General features: G+C 39.9%; 18 protein-coding genes and 1 tRNA gene. 3 read left to right on the forward strand and 16 right to left on the reverse strand.

Annotated features, from left to right (window positions below; all coding sequences use genetic code 11):
• Positions 1–3: 3 nt before the first annotated feature.
• The 3 genes from comGB to LCD32_RS10920 form a co-directional block, all read right to left on the reverse strand.
• Complete coding sequence (gene comGB / locus LCD32_RS10910) at positions 4–1044, reverse strand: competence type IV pilus assembly protein ComGB (protein WP_060781189.1); 1041 nt, start codon at positions 1042–1044, stop codon at positions 4–6.
• Positions 1025–2095: a competence type IV pilus ATPase ComGA gene (gene comGA / locus LCD32_RS10915; protein WP_058214148.1), complete on the reverse strand. Its 1071-nt coding sequence runs from the start codon at positions 2093–2095 to the stop codon at positions 1025–1027. The genes comGB and comGA overlap by 20 nt, the downstream gene beginning before the upstream one ends.
• Before the next feature lie 454 nt (positions 2096–2549).
• Positions 2550–3422 (reverse strand): STAS domain-containing protein, encoded by an 873-nt coding sequence (locus LCD32_RS10920; RefSeq protein ID WP_035390819.1) that lies wholly within the window; start codon positions 3420–3422, stop codon positions 2550–2552.
• Between the two features lie 99 nt (positions 3423–3521).
• On the opposite strand from LCD32_RS10920, the gene LCD32_RS10925 reads away from it, so the two are divergent.
• Positions 3522–3592, forward strand: a tRNA-Gln gene (locus LCD32_RS10925).
• 55 nt (positions 3593–3647) lie between these two features.
• On the opposite strand, the gene LCD32_RS10930 is transcribed toward LCD32_RS10925, so the two are convergent.
• Positions 3648–4028: a Spx/MgsR family RNA polymerase-binding regulatory protein gene (locus LCD32_RS10930; RefSeq protein ID WP_007501232.1), complete on the reverse strand. Its 381-nt coding sequence runs from the start codon at positions 4026–4028 to the stop codon at positions 3648–3650.
• A gap of 212 nt (positions 4029–4240) precedes the next feature.
• Between LCD32_RS10930 and LCD32_RS10935 the strand changes: the two genes are divergently transcribed.
• The gene (locus LCD32_RS10935) at positions 4241–4483 is read left to right on the forward strand and encodes a DUF2626 domain-containing protein (RefSeq protein WP_003217440.1); all 243 of its coding nucleotides are present in this window, start codon (positions 4241–4243) and stop codon (positions 4481–4483) included.
• Between the two features lie 48 nt (positions 4484–4531).
• On the opposite strand, the gene LCD32_RS10940 is transcribed toward LCD32_RS10935, so the two are convergent.
• Positions 4532–5170 carry an MBL fold metallo-hydrolase gene (locus LCD32_RS10940; RefSeq protein WP_017357989.1) on the reverse strand — a complete coding sequence of 213 codons (639 nt, stop codon included), beginning with the start codon at positions 5168–5170 and terminating at the stop codon, positions 4532–4534.
• 160 nt (positions 5171–5330) lie between these two features.
• Here LCD32_RS10940 and LCD32_RS10945 point away from each other — a divergent pair, with 160 nt between their 5' ends.
• Positions 5331–5504: a DUF2759 domain-containing protein gene (locus LCD32_RS10945; protein ID WP_003217333.1), complete on the forward strand. Its 174-nt coding sequence runs from the start codon at positions 5331–5333 to the stop codon at positions 5502–5504.
• Between the two features lie 222 nt (positions 5505–5726).
• Here LCD32_RS10945 and LCD32_RS10950 read toward each other — a convergent pair whose 3' ends face one another.
• From LCD32_RS10950 to rpmG, 11 genes are all read right to left on the reverse strand, one after another.
• Positions 5727–6041 carry an MTH1187 family thiamine-binding protein gene (locus tag LCD32_RS10950; RefSeq protein WP_017367597.1) on the reverse strand — a complete coding sequence of 105 codons (315 nt, stop codon included), beginning with the start codon at positions 6039–6041 and terminating at the stop codon, positions 5727–5729.
• 77 nt (positions 6042–6118) lie between these two features.
• A complete protein-coding gene (locus LCD32_RS10955) occupies positions 6119–7372 on the reverse strand; it encodes an MFS transporter (protein WP_039170371.1) in 1254 nt (417 codons plus the stop codon).
• 330 nt (positions 7373–7702) lie between these two features.
• On the reverse strand, positions 7703–8824 hold the full coding sequence (locus LCD32_RS10960) for a M14 family metallocarboxypeptidase (protein WP_224563757.1): 1122 nt from the start codon (positions 8822–8824) through the stop codon (positions 7703–7705).
• A gap of 86 nt (positions 8825–8910) precedes the next feature.
• A complete protein-coding gene (locus LCD32_RS10965) occupies positions 8911–10830 on the reverse strand; it encodes an LTA synthase family protein (protein WP_025207626.1) in 1920 nt (639 codons plus the stop codon).
• A 212-nt stretch (positions 10831–11042) separates the two neighbouring features.
• A complete protein-coding gene (locus tag LCD32_RS10970) occupies positions 11043–11996 on the reverse strand; it encodes an ROK family glucokinase (RefSeq protein WP_224563760.1) in 954 nt (317 codons plus the stop codon).
• Positions 11997–12009: 13 nt separating this feature from the next.
• On the reverse strand, positions 12010–12213 hold the full coding sequence (locus LCD32_RS10975; RefSeq protein WP_008342322.1) for a YqgQ family protein: 204 nt from the start codon (positions 12211–12213) through the stop codon (positions 12010–12012).
• A gap of 70 nt (positions 12214–12283) precedes the next feature.
• A complete protein-coding gene (locus LCD32_RS10980; RefSeq protein WP_224563764.1) occupies positions 12284–13822 on the reverse strand; it encodes a rhomboid family protein in 1539 nt (512 codons plus the stop codon).
• A gap of 87 nt (positions 13823–13909) precedes the next feature.
• Complete coding sequence (locus LCD32_RS10985) at positions 13910–14083, reverse strand: hypothetical protein (RefSeq protein WP_165378921.1); 174 nt, start codon at positions 14081–14083, stop codon at positions 13910–13912.
• A gap of 100 nt (positions 14084–14183) precedes the next feature.
• On the reverse strand, positions 14184–14648 hold the full coding sequence (locus LCD32_RS10990) for a hypothetical protein (protein WP_007501250.1): 465 nt from the start codon (positions 14646–14648) through the stop codon (positions 14184–14186).
• Between the two features lie 79 nt (positions 14649–14727).
• Positions 14728–15288: a 5-formyltetrahydrofolate cyclo-ligase gene (locus LCD32_RS10995; RefSeq protein ID WP_035702759.1), complete on the reverse strand. Its 561-nt coding sequence runs from the start codon at positions 15286–15288 to the stop codon at positions 14728–14730.
• A gap of 48 nt (positions 15289–15336) precedes the next feature.
• Positions 15337–15486 carry a 50S ribosomal protein L33 gene (gene rpmG, locus LCD32_RS11000; RefSeq protein ID WP_008360061.1) on the reverse strand — a complete coding sequence of 50 codons (150 nt, stop codon included), beginning with the start codon at positions 15484–15486 and terminating at the stop codon, positions 15337–15339.
• Positions 15487–15750 lie beyond the last annotated feature (264 nt).

Genomic DNA, 15750 nt, shown 5'->3' on the forward strand with positions numbered 1-15750 from the left:
TTTTCACACTTGTTCCATTAGTTGATACATTGGTAAAAGAATAGATAAATACACAATGAGTATAAGAAATGCTGTTAAGCCATAGATGACAGGCTGCAGCCATGAAACCCATTTTTCAATTTTCAATTCTGCATTCTCTAAAAGAAATTGACTATATGTGTACATTTCTCTTGCTAGCATCCCACTTGCTTCCCCATGCTTAATGACAGCCGCAAAATGCCTTTCGAAAAAAGGAGACCGGCTTATTTGATGTTCCATACTCTCACCTTTTCTTAACTCTCCTATCATTTGTTCAGACATTTCTTGAAGGAAGGGTAAATAGGTCTGCTGTTTAAAAGCTTGCAAACTTTCGTAAATCGATAACCCAGCTTGAAGAAGTCCGCTTAGTTGAAGGGAAAAAAGATACGTATGCGTCAGCTGCACCCCTTTAAATACCACCGGCAGCCTGCTGATGACTTTTAGTTTCTCAAGGGTCGATTTTTTCTTAAAAAAGAGCTCATAATATCCAAAAAGACAGATACATATACAACCGATCATGAGCAGCAAAGCGTGTAGGAATTGGAAGAGGCCAAACATTCCTTGAATCAGCCATGACATGCTTGTATTCATAGATGAATATAATAAAGAAAATTGAGGGACGATCATTTGCTGAACAATGATGAGCACAACAAAAACCGTAAACATAAGAAAAATCGGATATCGTAACATACGCTTGAATGTGTCTACCTGCATGATTTTTTTCTCTAAAAACCGGGCGCTTTGTTCAAGAGCTCGCGCTAGGCTGCCATGTTTCTCTGAAAAACAAAGAATAGCGACGGCTTCCCGCTGAAAATGAAGTCGCTCAAGTACAACGTAAAAAGGCTCCCCTTCAAGCAGCCACTGAATGCCTGGCGTTAATCGCTGTTGCTGTTTTTTTGATAATTGAATATTCACCATCGTTAATGCCTCAACCAATGTATATCCGGCTTGAATCAATTGAGCCAGTTTCGATAAGAATTCAGCTTGTTCTTTTTTAGACCAGGCTTTAGAGGTTCGCTTCTTCATAAACCCAGCGATGATATGTGCTTTTTGATAAATAGCCGAGTGCCACTCCTTTCCGAATTAATCTTTGCAGTGTTTCGTATGACGAATGAGCGTACTCTCCTTTTGCCTCTTTGATACACTCACCAAGCTCCTTTCCGTAAAGCAATTCAAATACATTTGTTCGTCTGACTGACCGATTTAGTTTGCAATAAAGCTCACACGTTTCGCCGCAAAATGGACATGCGAGTTCGATTAACCGCTGAGCAGCAATGGCAACCATTGTTTGTTCGAGTTCATTCATCGTCACACCAAATTCGAGCATTCGATAAAGAGCTCCTTTTGCATTCTTTGCGTGCAGTGTGCTCATGACTAAATGACCTGTCAAAGCTGCTCTAATAGCTGTTCTCGCTGTTTCCGCATCTCTTATTTCTCCAAGCACAATCATATCTGGATCATGTCTTAAAATAGCGCGTAAACCTGCCGCATACGTGATACCAGCTTTTTCATTTACTTGAACCTGCAGCACTTCTTCATTTCTTGTTTCCACAGGATCTTCAAGGGTAATAATATTTCGATTAAAATGTTTTTTGGCAAACTGGATCAATGAATAAAGTGTTGTCGTTTTCCCTGAATTTGTTGGTCCTGTAAATAAAATGAGCCCATGCGAATGATTCAGAAACGATAATAATCTCGTTGAAGCTTTCGGGAACAGTGACAAATACTTTGTTTTAGGCACATGATCCTGCGGTAAAATCCGAATCACTAGACTTTCATCATTTACAGTTGGTAGTGTAGAGAGCCGAACAAACACTTGACCACGTCTTAGCATCACAGCCAATGATCCATTTTGTGGTCTCCTTCTTTCACCAATATCCATAGAAGATAAAAATTTGAAATGAGCAATGAGCCGCTCTCCGCTCTTTTTGTCAATGATCCGCTGCTGAATGAGGTCAGCGTCTACACGAAAAGAGACTGAAGCTTCCTTTTCTCTCGGAACAATATGCACATCAGATGCTCTCATTCGGCACGCCTCTTCTAACAGCTCTTGCCCCAAATATTCAATACCATACAAGTGGTTCACTCCTTTCAGTGACCATATTGTATGATGGCGTAACGTGCCTGACAAAAGCGTATTTCATGATTTTCATGACTGAAAAAGGTTAAAAATGTTCAATTTGAGGTGTATTTCATCTATAAATAACAGAAGGACATATCAAAAAATTTGACTTTTACAACAACGGGTTCTGTTCAGAGGAAAAAATAAAAAAGAAGTGCTATCGGCACCTCTTTTTGATGATTATTTCATTTGGTTCTTTCATTCTGGATGATCTGTTACAAGGTGTCTCCAAATTTAATCCTCCTTAATAGATTACTGATTTGAAGATAAAGAATATCATTTCGTGTCTGATTTATGGGTAAAAAAAGAGACCAAATCTGTATGCGAATTGGTCATCTCATTCATATGCTCATTATATTGTTTCTCCTTGTCAATGGACCCGTTACTTTTACTAGTAACATTTTTTGGTTCACGTTGCTTCTTGCTGCTGCTCTTCAAAGATACGAAATCCTCTTTTTTCTAAAGCTTTTGCAAGGCTGTGTTCAGTATTTACTTTTGAGAAATCAATACCGAGTTTCACTACAGTTTGAGCGATTTCTGGGCGAATGCCTGATATAATCGTCTCAATTCCAAGCAGCTTCGCACTATCGACCACTTTAAACAACTGATAAGCAACCATCGTATCAACAACGGGAACGCCAGATATATCAATAAATAAATGGGTTAGACGCAGTCTAGATGCCTGTTCTAGTACTGATTCCAAAATGATTTTCGCCCGGTACGTATCAATTTCACCAATCAGCGGCAAAATACCGATCTCTTTTGAAACTGGAATAACAGGCGCACTAAGCTCTTGAATCATTTCTCTTTGTGCATTAAGCTGATTGATTGTCACGCGGTCATACTCTTCTGATAAACGTGCAATCATGTCATCAAATGTGGCGTGAAAATGCTGATTCCAATCGCACACATCTTTGAGTGTCACTTCAAGCTCCGTTTGTTGTGTAAAGGTCTCAATTCTGGAACAAAAAATGTGGCGGAACACCTTAAATTGTCCGATGATTTCATATAAAGGTACTTCATGAACAGCTCGATCGCGGGCAATATCAACTGACCACTTTTTTAGATGGTCTTCTACTTTATCTGATAGCGTGACTAACGTTGCTGCAATCGTTTGAATAAATGCTGTGTTTTGTTCTTTCAGCTTCTTTTCTGTCTCCTCTGAAGCATGTTTGGAATATAATGAGCCTTCTTCTGTTCTTGTTTTCAGCCATTCTTCGGTCATGACAGGGGCTTCTTTAAGAATAAATTCATATAATTGCTCAGATTTTTCATTTTTCATTTCTGTCGTTCGCTCCTTTTTCACTTACAACTAGTGACAACCAACTTTTTATGTATAAATGACCGCAGATGGTGAACAATAGCATTACACGTTTCATATTGGGCTATAGCCAAGTGGTAAGGCAATGGACTTTGACTCCGTGATCGTTGGTTCGAACCCAGCTAGCCCAGTTCAGCACAAAAACGAAGACGGCTGAAACATCATTCAGCTGATCTTCGTTTTTGATTAGGAAACCGATTGATGAATCGCTTTCTTTTTTGAAATTTTCATGAGTTCCCCTGGATTATAGCCGACCACTAATTTATTTCCATCAATGATAATAGGTCTCCGGAGCAGCTTTGGTTTTTCAATGAGAAGCTGAAGTACCTCATTTACTTTTAAATCATTAATATTTAAATTTAAGCTTTTAAAAGCTTGGCTTCGAGTAGCTAAAATTTCATCCATTCCTTCTGTTGTTAAGGACAGGATTTTTTTCAATTCGTCTAGTGTTGGCGTTTCTCTGAAAAGGTGACGCTCTTTAAAATCAATTTGATTCGCCTTTAACCAATGTTTTGTTTTGCGGCAAGACGTGCAGCTTGGGTATGAATAAAAAGTAATGTCACTCATTAGTCTTCCTCCTTAGGTCGTTAACCTTTTCTCTTATGGACTAAGTACCCTCATGCATTTAGGCATAAACACTTTTTCATCACTTTTTCAAAAAAATTTTTTCTAACGAAAGAATGAATGTTCACACGTTGTCAAAAATGTAAATGTTTACATAACAAGTGATCATCAGCTATAATATGAATCAAAGGGGTTTTTTAAGGGGAGGGAAAGAAATGAATCGCATGTTCCGCGTTCTTGGGTTTTGGACGGGTATTTTTGCTGTCATGTTCTATTTAGGACATATGAAAGATGCATCCTTGCTGTTCTTCGGTCAAACCGTTCTTTTTGTATTTTTATCCTACTTGAATTTATCCGAAAGAATGTATATTTACATTTTCGGAGCGTACTTGACGATTTTCTTTGCCGGATTTACATATTATTCGATTTTCATCATGGTTCCCGGTACCGGACATTAATAGAAAAAAGCATCTCTTTTGAAAGAGATGCTTTTTTCGTGCGTGCTATTATAAAGAAAACCCATTGATAAACGGATTTTGCTCCTGTTCTGTAAGCACAGTTGTTTCCTCGCCATGTCCACTTAACACAAGAGTTGATTCTGGCAATGACAACAATTTGTCATGTATCGATTGAAGCAACACGTCTTGATTACCGCCCGTTAAATCAGTTCTCCCGATACCGCCTTGGAATAAAGTATCACCAGAAATGACAAATCCCTCTTCCGCTGAATAGTAAGACACACTGCCAGGTGAATGACCTGGTGTGTGGAACATTTCTAATGTAAACGATCCAATTTGAAGAGGTCCTTCTGACGTAATCAATTGTTCAGCTTCTTTGACCGTAATTCCGTTACCAATTAGTCGAGCTGAACCGTTTAGCTGAGCATTTGTCAGCCATTCTTTTTCCTTTTCATGGACATAAAGCGGAATTCCCCATTCTTGACGCACCTCATCTGCTGCACCAATATGATCAAAATGGGCATGTGTCAATAAGACAGCAAGTGGTTTCAGCTGTTTTTCTTTCACATAAGAAATTAGCTTTTGCGCTTCGCCGCCTGGATCAAAAATTAAACATTCTCCCTGTTCATTTTTCCAAATATATGCGTTCGCTTGCACATAGCCTAGCGGCATTCTTCTCCAATTCATTTTCATCACCTACTACTTTTTTCATTCTTTTTTATTATGAAGGCTATTCAATAAAAATTCAAACAATCGTCAACTTGAATGTACTCGACAAGCTTTATGAAAACGGTTAAAATGAAAAGAAAGGAAATCAAGGGGATTGATGACAAAGGGGGACTTTCATATGATGCTCGTCATTATTTTTGGTCTAGTCACGATTTTAGCCGCTCTCGGCATCTATCGCTCACTCAAAAAAGTGAACGTACTGGCCATTGCTTTCGCTGGCGCCACATTTTTGGTTTTTGGATGGTTTACCGTCATGACCATCATCTATAGCGGTTATCCAACTGCACATTAAAAGCCTGCAATAAGCAGGCTTTCAGATTGTTGACAAAGGGCTAAAATGAACTTGATTTTAACCCTTTGTCTTCTTTTTAGCGTGATAGAAAACCTTTGCAGTCTAGGAAGGACGAGTACTGGCGCGGAGCGAATTTGATATTCGTGAGCACCAGCACGCAGGACTGACAAAGAATGCGAGGGTTTGTCTACACGCTAAAAGCCTGCAATAAGCAGGCTTTTTCTATTGATTCAAATGTTTATTCACGCTTTCTAATTTGCTTGAAAGGGTGGTCGTTTGATCTCTTCTGTCATCTATGCGGATATTGGTTGCTACTCGGTGTAAACCCTTTTCAAATGGAGCTTCATGAATACGCTGAATGACCTCAAATAAAACGGATAGCTCCCCTTCAATTAAAGTATTCATTGGTGTGAGCTGATATTTGATTTTCCCTTCTTGTTGAAAGCCCTCTAACAGTCTTTGTACGTCTGCTACATATGCACTCACGCTTGGTGTCTCAGTGCCTATTGGAATGATGGTGACATCTGCTATCGCCATGGTTCTTGCTCCTTTCAATGACATACTATTTCTTTCTCGTTCTCATTGTAACCCATCGTGATTCAAAAATGCCATGATCATGTGGCGTTTAAGCTTGGTTTGTCCCGTTCTATCGTCAAATCTGCTCTCTCTACCTTCCCAATATTTGTGAAAAGGAGCAAGCATATACCTGAAATAGCCTCTATCAGTCCTCCTGCTGCAATGACATAACCTGAACCGAATAACGTCGCCATATAACCACCAATGAGAGCGCCTAACGGTATCATTAAATACGAGATCATGTTAATAATCGCATACACTTGCGGCTGATCCTCCGCTTTTACTGACAATTGAATCATCGTATGTTCAGGTACATTGACTGCACTGATGGCTGCACCTAAGGCAAATGCAGATATAAACACAAGTGGTAATAAAGCATTCATCCCTGTAATGAAAAATGCAATTCCATCAACGATCCCTGCCCCGATAAACAACAGACCGTATCGATTCACTTTCACCTTTGTTAAAACGAATCCCATCAAAAATGCACCTAATGCCGTGGTCACTTTGATGAATGAATATACTACTGGTCCACTATGTAAATCTTCTGTTAAATAAATAACCGACAATGCCTCCCACGGTGCCGCAGCAAAATTGGAGCAGACACAAAAAATGGCTAATGGAAACAAAATATGATGACTTTTCACAAGTGAAAATCCTCTTATTAATCGTTTTCCGTATGATAATCCTTTTTTTCCTTTATCCATGATCGCTTCCGTTTTATATGTAATCAGCAAAACCAGCAAAGCAGACATGAGGTAAAGAGGAATAATGACAAGCATTGTATATCCTACCCCTACAAATGCAATCATGACACCACAAATCGTCACAGTCACAAGCCTGACCACATGACTGGCTGATTGAATGGTTGCATTCGCCTTTTGTATCACATCTTCATGCACAAGCTTTGGAATAATGGACACCGAAGCTGGTTCATAGGAACCACCAGTCGCTGAATGCAGCAACATACCGCCAATGATGAGTGCCAAAGGAGAAAAATCATAAAAGTAACTCACCACAATCACAAGTATAATCGCCGCCCGAGTTAAATCAGCAAAGCACATCCAAAATTTCAATTGATGCGGCTTCATCATTGGGGTAATAAACGGCCCAATAATGGCTTGAGGGACAAAACTAACGGCAATAAAAAATGCTGTTCCAATTGCTCCTTTTCCCCCTAGCACTAAAAGCCACAAAATGGTGTTAAAAGATAAACTATCAGCAGTAATTTTACACATTTTAGAAACAAATAGATAAGTAAAATTCCGTTTCCACAGGCTTTGAGCATTCAATCATCGACATCTCCCTAATTCATATCCTTTTTTTTACAACCACTCTTTCACAATAGCTTACAGGGATGCTCTCGTCAATCACATCAGCACGGTTTTTATTGACCATAAGAAATTGATTGGTTTGAACGTATTAAAAGATTGTTGACAAAGGGCGAAAATGAACTTAATTTTAGCCCTTTGTCTTCTTTTCAGCGTGATAGAAAACCTTTGCAGCCCTAGGAAGGACGAGTACTGGTGCGGAGAGACTTTTACCTTCGTGAGCACCGGCACGCAGGACTGACAAAGAATGCGAGGGTTTGTCTACACGCTGAAAGCACCAATTAGGTGCTTTTAATACTTACATGCTTCCCACAATAACCGCTTTGTTTTTTCATAGATCGAATCAAATTGACTCATAGAAAGCGGGTTCTTTCCTCGCCCAAGTTCCACCGTATAGCCCTCACTTTTACATTGATAAATAAACCAATCTCGATAACCTGCATAGCTATCAAGATATTGAATCGCTTTGTAACCGCTCACCCGTTCTAACCGTTCGACCGTCTCTTTTGAAATGGCCGGTTCGTGGCCAAGAAACCCCCAGTATATCTCTTCTCCTTGTGTATGAAGGGCAATTAGCCGGTCAAAGCGTTTTCGTAAGGCGAGATGTGCCATTGCTTTCGCTTCTGGTTCTGTTAACGGCTGATGCCCTGGGAAATCCCTATAAGACGGTGCCTTCGGCTTATTACGATAATATTCGATTTCCCAATAGGCAGGAAATTGATTGTTTAAATCAATTCCTCGAATATTCGCCTTCCATTCTCGATAATCGGAAAATCCACCATTTAGCGGTGCGAACTCCTCACGGCGCAGCCCTAAAGATTCTGGACCATTGCGAACCAAATCAACACCGTCTGGATTTACCATCGGGACAATAGACAAAGCAGTGGTCTGCAATATACGAACCGCTTCGTGATGTCTTGCTTGCACTGGGTCCGAGGCCGCTAAACAAAGTGATTTAAGCCATTTTAATAAAACGGAGGTCGTGATCCATTCATTTGCATGAAAAGAGGCATTAACATGTATGGAATGTAAATGTTGTACAGGCTCCGTACGGATTTCATAAATGGGCGTATCAAGCACTGATTGACCAATCACACTCAACTGAAGAAAAGGAAAAACAGCTTTCAAATATTGAAGCTCTCGTTCTAAGTGAGCGCTATCATATTCAAATGTTCCGCTGATCCAATCATCTGATTGCTGGAGCCGATAAGGCGCAATGAAGCTTTGCACATCACCTACCGATTGAAATGAATGGCTCCCCTCTGGAAGTCTATACCCCGGTAAAAGGAGGTGCTCCGTATTTGACTGATTGGACAAACGGAAAGCTTCTTTCCCTATACCAAGCTGCTTTGCCACATCCTCCTTCCTTGCCTCATCCAGATGCCATTCAATTGTGCCAAACGACTTTTTCATTTACATCCCTCCCCTCTCACACTATATGAACCAGTAAGTAAAAAAAGAAAACCTCTGCATGTAAATAGCAGAGGTTTTCTTTTAAATTAAGACGCCTTTTTTAGCTCAGTGTCATCTTCTTTTTTAGATGGTGAATGGTCCGAGTTGTTTCGGTCATAAAATCTAAGGAGATCTCCATAGATAATTTGATCAGAGAATTGAAGCTCTTGTTTTGCCTTTTCTTCATAAGACTGACAACCAGACTCATCTTCTCTCGGCTCACCCGTTTCTTTGTTGTAGCACACACCAGCTGTGAAAACACTGTCCTTCGTAATAAAACTTCCATCTCGAAGCACTGTGAAGTCATTTGTATCTTTTGATAATAGGTCATGACCAAATTGAATTTGCTTACTTGTATCGATTCCTAGAAGGTTCATGACTGTTGGACGGATATCCACTTGGCCGCCAACTGTATCAATCTCTTTTGGATGTTTATCCGTGATACCAGGAATGTGTACAACAAATGGTACTTTTTGAAGCTGAACTTCTTCAAAAGGTGTAATGTCTTTGTTTAAGAATTGTCCCATTGCTTCGTTATGGTTTTCAGAAATTCCGTAGTGATCACCATATAACACAAAAATGGAGTTATCGTATAACCCTGCTTCCTTCATTTTTTTAAAGAAAAGCTTTAGTGCCTCATCTTGATAACGCACTGTAGGGAAGTATTTGTTCAACGTTTTGCTCTTTGAGTCATATTCATCAATGAGCTTATCTTCTTCATCTAAGTCAAATGGAAAATGGTTCGTTAATGTAATCAATCTCGTATAAAACGGTTGCGGGATCGTTTTCATTAAATCCACTGACTGCTCAAAAAACGGACCATCTTTTAGTCCCCAGCCAACTGAATTTTCTTCATTTACATCGAATGATTTAATATCAAAAAATTTGTCGTAGCCAAAGCTGTCATAGATCAGATCACGGTTCCAGAAACTTTTGTTATTCGCATGAATAACAGAAGAATGATAGCCTTCCTCTTTTAACAACTCAGGTGCGGCTTTGAACTCGTTGCTTGGATTTGTGAAAAATACAGCTCCTCTTCCAAGCGGATAGAGTGAATTATCAACAATAAACTCGGAGTCGGATGTTTTCCCTTGACCCGTTTGATGATAGAAATTACTGAAATTGTAGCTTTTCTTGATCAATTTGTTTAAGAACGGCGTGATCTCTTTCCCATTCAATTTTTCATTGATCACAAAGCTCTGGGTAGACTCAAGCGATACTAGAATGACATTTCGTCCTTTTGCTTGACCAAACGTCTTTTCATTACGGTCTGTTTGATTTGCGCTTACATAGTTTTCAATTTCAGTTAAGCTATTGCTGTCGGCAAGTGCTCGCTGAGCGGATTGCTTCGATTGCAGAACCCCATCATAAATATGGAAGTTATATAAGCTGATGTTTTTCACTAGCATCTCTCGGTCAAATGAACGAGTTAACAGCTCTGGTCTTTCTGTTTCAGCCAAACCAAGGTTAAAAAAGAAAGTGGCTGCCACAAATAAATAATAAGCTGCACGTCCCTTACGTGAAATCGTTACATCTGTTCTAAAGGAAGGCTGTTTTTTATAGAGCCAAATTAAAATGATGATATCAACAAACATCAGAAAATCAACTGGTTCAATTAAAGAGGTAATACTTGACCCGAGGTCACCCATATTGTTTGTTTGAAATAGGACGGGGATGGTTAGAAAATCACTGTAGAATCGATAAAATACAATGTTAGCTAACAAAATAAATGTCAGAACAAAACTCGTCACAATGATATATCGATTGCGATTTTTTTCTTTAAAGAATAAACCGATACCGAAGATAAACAAGAGAAAGCTAAGCGGATTAATAAACAGGATAAATTCCTGCATGAAATTTTCAATTTTGATATTAAAACTAGATTTATAGATAACATAGGTTTTCACCCACATTAACAAAGTCGCAATCAGTAAAAATGAAATCGCCTTTAATCTTTTCTTTCGCATTGTAACCTCCTTATGCTAAAAACGCACTCAGGTTAGGGACATCCCCAATTATTGGTGCTTCTTCAAAAATAACTAAAGTATATCTTATCCTGTCTATGATGGAAAATCAATGTCTTTTTCCCCATGACAAACTTATGAATATGCTAATCATTCAATTTCATGCCTATCTATCGCTGATTTTAATAAAAATGACATCATTATGACATTTTTGTTCAAGACAGCCACTTGTTTTTTGCCATCCATGCACCGCCGATCACGCCTGCATCGTTTCCTAGTGAGGCAATTACCACTTCAACATCCTCAGCACATGGCGGGAAGGCATGATGTTTGACGACACGCTCTACTTTACTGCGAAGAAGCTCGCCCGCTTTAGATACACCCCCGCCAATGACGATTTTTGTTGGGTTTAAGGCACTAGCCAGATTCGCAAGGACAAGACCAAGATGGGTTGTCACTTCATCTACGACACGCATCCCCAGTTCGTCTCCGTTTTCTGCTGCCTCAAATACATCCTTTGCAGACAGCGAAGTAAGTGAGCCAAGTGATGATGTATGGCTCTTTGTTTGTAATGAATCCTTTGCGATTCGGACGATACCTGTGGCAGACGCAATGGTTTCAATACAGCCTGTTCTCCCGCAGTTACATGGTGCTCCTTGAAATGGAACGGCACAAATATGACCAATTTCTCCACCAGCACCTGTTTCGCCTTGAACCACTTCTCCATTGACAATAATACCGCCGCCAACCCCTGTGCCCAGTGTAACCATCAGGATGTTTTTGGCGCCATCACCTGCACCCTTCCACATTTCACCGAGTGCAGCAATGTTCGCATCATTTTCGATGACAGATGGAAGTCCTGTCTCTGCCTCTAAATGGTCTTTTAAGGGATAGTTTGTCCAGCCCAGATTCGTTGTTTTATAGACAATTCCGGATACTTTACCCACTGGTCCCGGTGCCCCCATACCAATCCCAATTAGGGCTGATTTCGGCATGCTGATCTCAACTAGTTTATGGTCAATTGACTTGGCAATGTCGACTGTAATTGTCTGCCCAGATTTATCCGTAGGAATCTCCCACTTATGCTGAATTTCACCATAAAGATTAATAAACGCAAGCTTAATTGTCGTACCGCCAAGATCAACTCCTACAAACCAATCCCCTGTCATATGTCCTCCACCTTCACATTGTTTTTCGATTTAATTTGGCTAGTTCCATTTGAAGGATGGTCATTGCGTTTGACCATTCAGTTCGATCGATGATGCCCGATGTGTACATTTCCTTCAATTCATCTGCCATAAATTCTAATTCCACTTCACGATCTCCGAAATACACGTAATTTCCAAATCTCATGAGCAGCTGCTGTACATCATATAACGTTTTCATTATTTTCACCATTTCTCTAAATCAACAGATAGGATAAGCGTATTCATAAATGCGCTTTCAGTCAAGTCATTCAACGTGTTTGAGTGTTTTCAATATATTGTTTCAACTTTAAAAATCGGTCATTTTGCGGATCTTGTTTTAATGCTTTTTCGATGAAGTCGTCTGCTTCCGCTGTCTCGCCTTTTTCTACATACAACAACGATAAGTGATACAATTTATTCGGCTCATTTGGATCTTTTTCAAGCGACTTTTGCAAATACTCAATGGCCTTGTCAAGATGTCCAAGCTGCGCTTCGGAAAGCGCATATATATGAAGTGCTTCAGCTGAGGCATCCTTTTGCTTTACAAATTCCTCTAGACGCTGACTTGCTTCGCTATAGTTCTTTTCATCAAATAAACTCGCTGCCTCGCTAGTTGCCGCAGCTTCTTTTTGATCGTCTGAATGAAACCCTGTATACAATCCAAAGCCGCCAATAAGGAGGAGAAGAAAACTAGCAAGAAGCATTTTGACAGGCTGAAACTGTTTAGGAAGACGGACCGCTAAAGCGGCTAAAAATCCCCCAGCGAGCCCCCCAAGATGCCCTGCATTATCAATCCCTGATACAGTGAAACCTATCCCTAAATTGATGAGGATAATCACGATAATATTTGTCCCCATCGTACGAAAGAAGAGCTTCCGGTTAGAGATCGCTAAATATAGCAATGCGCCTAAACAGCCAAAGATCGCACCTGATGCTCCTGCTGCGATGGCTGTATTAAACACAAAGCTCGCTATGGAGCCAAAGATGCCGGAAATCAAATAAATCAGCAAAAATCTTCCTGAACCATAAATTCTCTCAACAGCCGCCCCAACGGACCAAAGAGCAAATGTATTAAAGAGTAAATGCGTCAAACCAATGTGTAAAAACATAGGTGTCACAAAACGCCACCATTCACCCTCTAGTATCAGCACATTATTCTTCGCACCAAATGCTGTTAAAGTGGCTGTATTGGTACTTCCACCAGATAATTCGAGTAAAAGAAACATCACCACTTGAACTGCGATTAACAAGTAGGTAAAAATCGGTCTGCCATTTTGAAAAACAGCCCGTTCTCGTTCACGCTGCTTTTCCTGATCTTGAAATGCCTGAAGCACGTTCATTTTAAGCTGCATCACATCTTCGGCTGTATCTGCCTTCGCCTCTTCTACATCAATCGAGAGTGATGTATTCAGCCATTTTTGCAGCTCGTGTCCATCGTTTTGAAGGGTTTCTTCATTCAGTAAAACAGGTGTCACCGTCACCTTTTGCTGTTTTTGCGGTTGACCGTTTATGTCTTCCCAATCATCTACTGGATGATCAGCTGTAAATTGTAGCTGCAGGAGATGAAGAGAACGTTTACGCATGGCTTCTCTTAATTGATTCATCCGAAAGGCCTGCTCTTCCATATCTCGAACGATCTCCTGTCTAAAATTCACATCTCTTCTATATAGACGGATGAGATCATATCCTGAGTTTCGTGGTGCTTCAAAAAAGATTTCATCTTCTGGGTACGGACTTTGAATCATCTCGTATCCTTTTTGTCTTAGTTCATCAACAACTCGCCAAAATAGACTATCTATGACATTCATTCATTCGCGCTCCATTTTTTACATTATTATAGCAAGAATCGTACTTATCCGCATTTCTAAACAAAAAAAATCCCGGCGTTTGCGGGATTAGAATGCTTGGCGAATAAATTTCGTCCGAAAATATGGGATTTTCATCAGCCATTTAATAAAAAGGTGACGCACTTGATTTTGACCTAAAATCAAATTCATCAGCCGATAACGGTTTTGCACGAGTACGAATGCAAACAGTGTGAACACAATGCTCCAAATCATTTTATTCATCATATTCCCTCCTATGTTGGTATCGTGGCTTAAATAGGATTTGTTTATGCATGAACCATCGTTTTTATCACTTTGAATGGTTCCTTTCATTAGCCAGCCTTCACAATCTAATCCCCTGTTCTTTTGATTGAATATAAAAAACCTCTTCACCCTCTGATTGATAACAGGAAACATCAAATTGATGAAGATCCACTAAATCCTTGAACGTATGAGGTAGCTTACAATTCGCCTCTAACTTTTCCATCTTATGAGGGAAGTAATTGTCGTTCGGATTTGGCGTATGAACATATACGGCGTCTAAACCAGGGTCATGTTCGTGAATACAAATCCATGTTTGGTATGGCTTTTTAAATGCTTCAAGCTGCTTTAGCAGCCTATTGTATAAAGCGATATGAGCTTTTATATGCTCTCTTCTTATTTTTAAGCTATTTTCCCCAACTCCAGAAAAATCAAGGTGCGTATGCCAAAAATAAAACCATGAATCATGATCGAGTATTAGGTCACAAGTATTCACTTCCTCCCACACATTGCGGAAGTATCTTTTCTTTCCACGAAATTTTTTCAAAACGAACCTCCTATCAGCTAAAATGCCATGACTCTAATGAAACGCCAAAAAGCCCGTTCAATGGGCAAGCAGCGGACTTTTACTTTTGATATAACAGACCTTTTTCACTGACAATCATAGACACCGATATGTCATGCGCTTCAGCCGGCACATACTCGATTTGCTGTAATGACAGACAAAGGGCAATGGTTACACCGTGATAGTCCGCTAAGTAGCGGTCATAATAGCCGCCCCCAAATCCAATACGGTAGCCTTGTTGATCGAAGCATACCCCAGGAACAATGATCAAATCGATTTCTTCTTTATGTACAGCAGCCGACACCTGAGGGTCTGGCTCTGTTAGCCCAAAGTAGCGGGATATCATCTTCGTTTCCGGTGTATATTCATAAAACGTCATCTCTTTTGTTTCCGGGAAACAGGTCGGTACACATACTGTTTTCCCCTCCTGCCATGCTTTTTCAATCAGAGGCATTGTCGGTATCTCTTTTCCTCTAGACATAGTGAGCGCAATCGTATTTGCATGTTTCCATGCTGGCAGCTGAAACAAGTGCTCATGAAGGAAAGCGGTGCTTCGCTCGAATTCCTTAGCACTCATCTGATCAAGCTTAGCTAATGTTTGAAGACGAAGCTCTTTTTTCACACAGATCATCTCCCATCATAAAAAAACAGCAGGAAAATTCCCTGCTGCTTACTTTGTTTCACGATGTAAAGTTTGTTTTTTATCACGTGAGCAATACTTTTTGAATTCAACGCGATCTGGATTGTTTCGCTTATTCTTTTTAGTAATATAGTTACGCTCACCGCATTCAGTGCAAGCTAGAGTAATATTTACGCGCATGTTTTTCCCTCCAAACTAAAATCAATTCACATTCAGACCTAACTATAATACCACTTCTAGCTAAGGAATGCTAGAATGTTTTTTCACCAATTTCATTTTTCAATGCATTCCCCCCGCATCCTGATCCATATTGTCTGGTCATGTGATGAAAAATCGCCTTCTCCCCTATAAAAACACGTTCTTTGTCGTACTGTATACATGAGAACCCCCTCTTTGTTCCACAGCTTTTTTTCATCTGATCCGTCTTCTTTTATTTTAACAGCG

The sequence above is a fragment of the Bacillus sp. RSS_NA_20 genome (assembly GCF_020165915.1).
Classification (GTDB): domain Bacteria; phylum Bacillota; class Bacilli; order Bacillales; family Bacillaceae; genus Bacillus; species Bacillus altitudinis.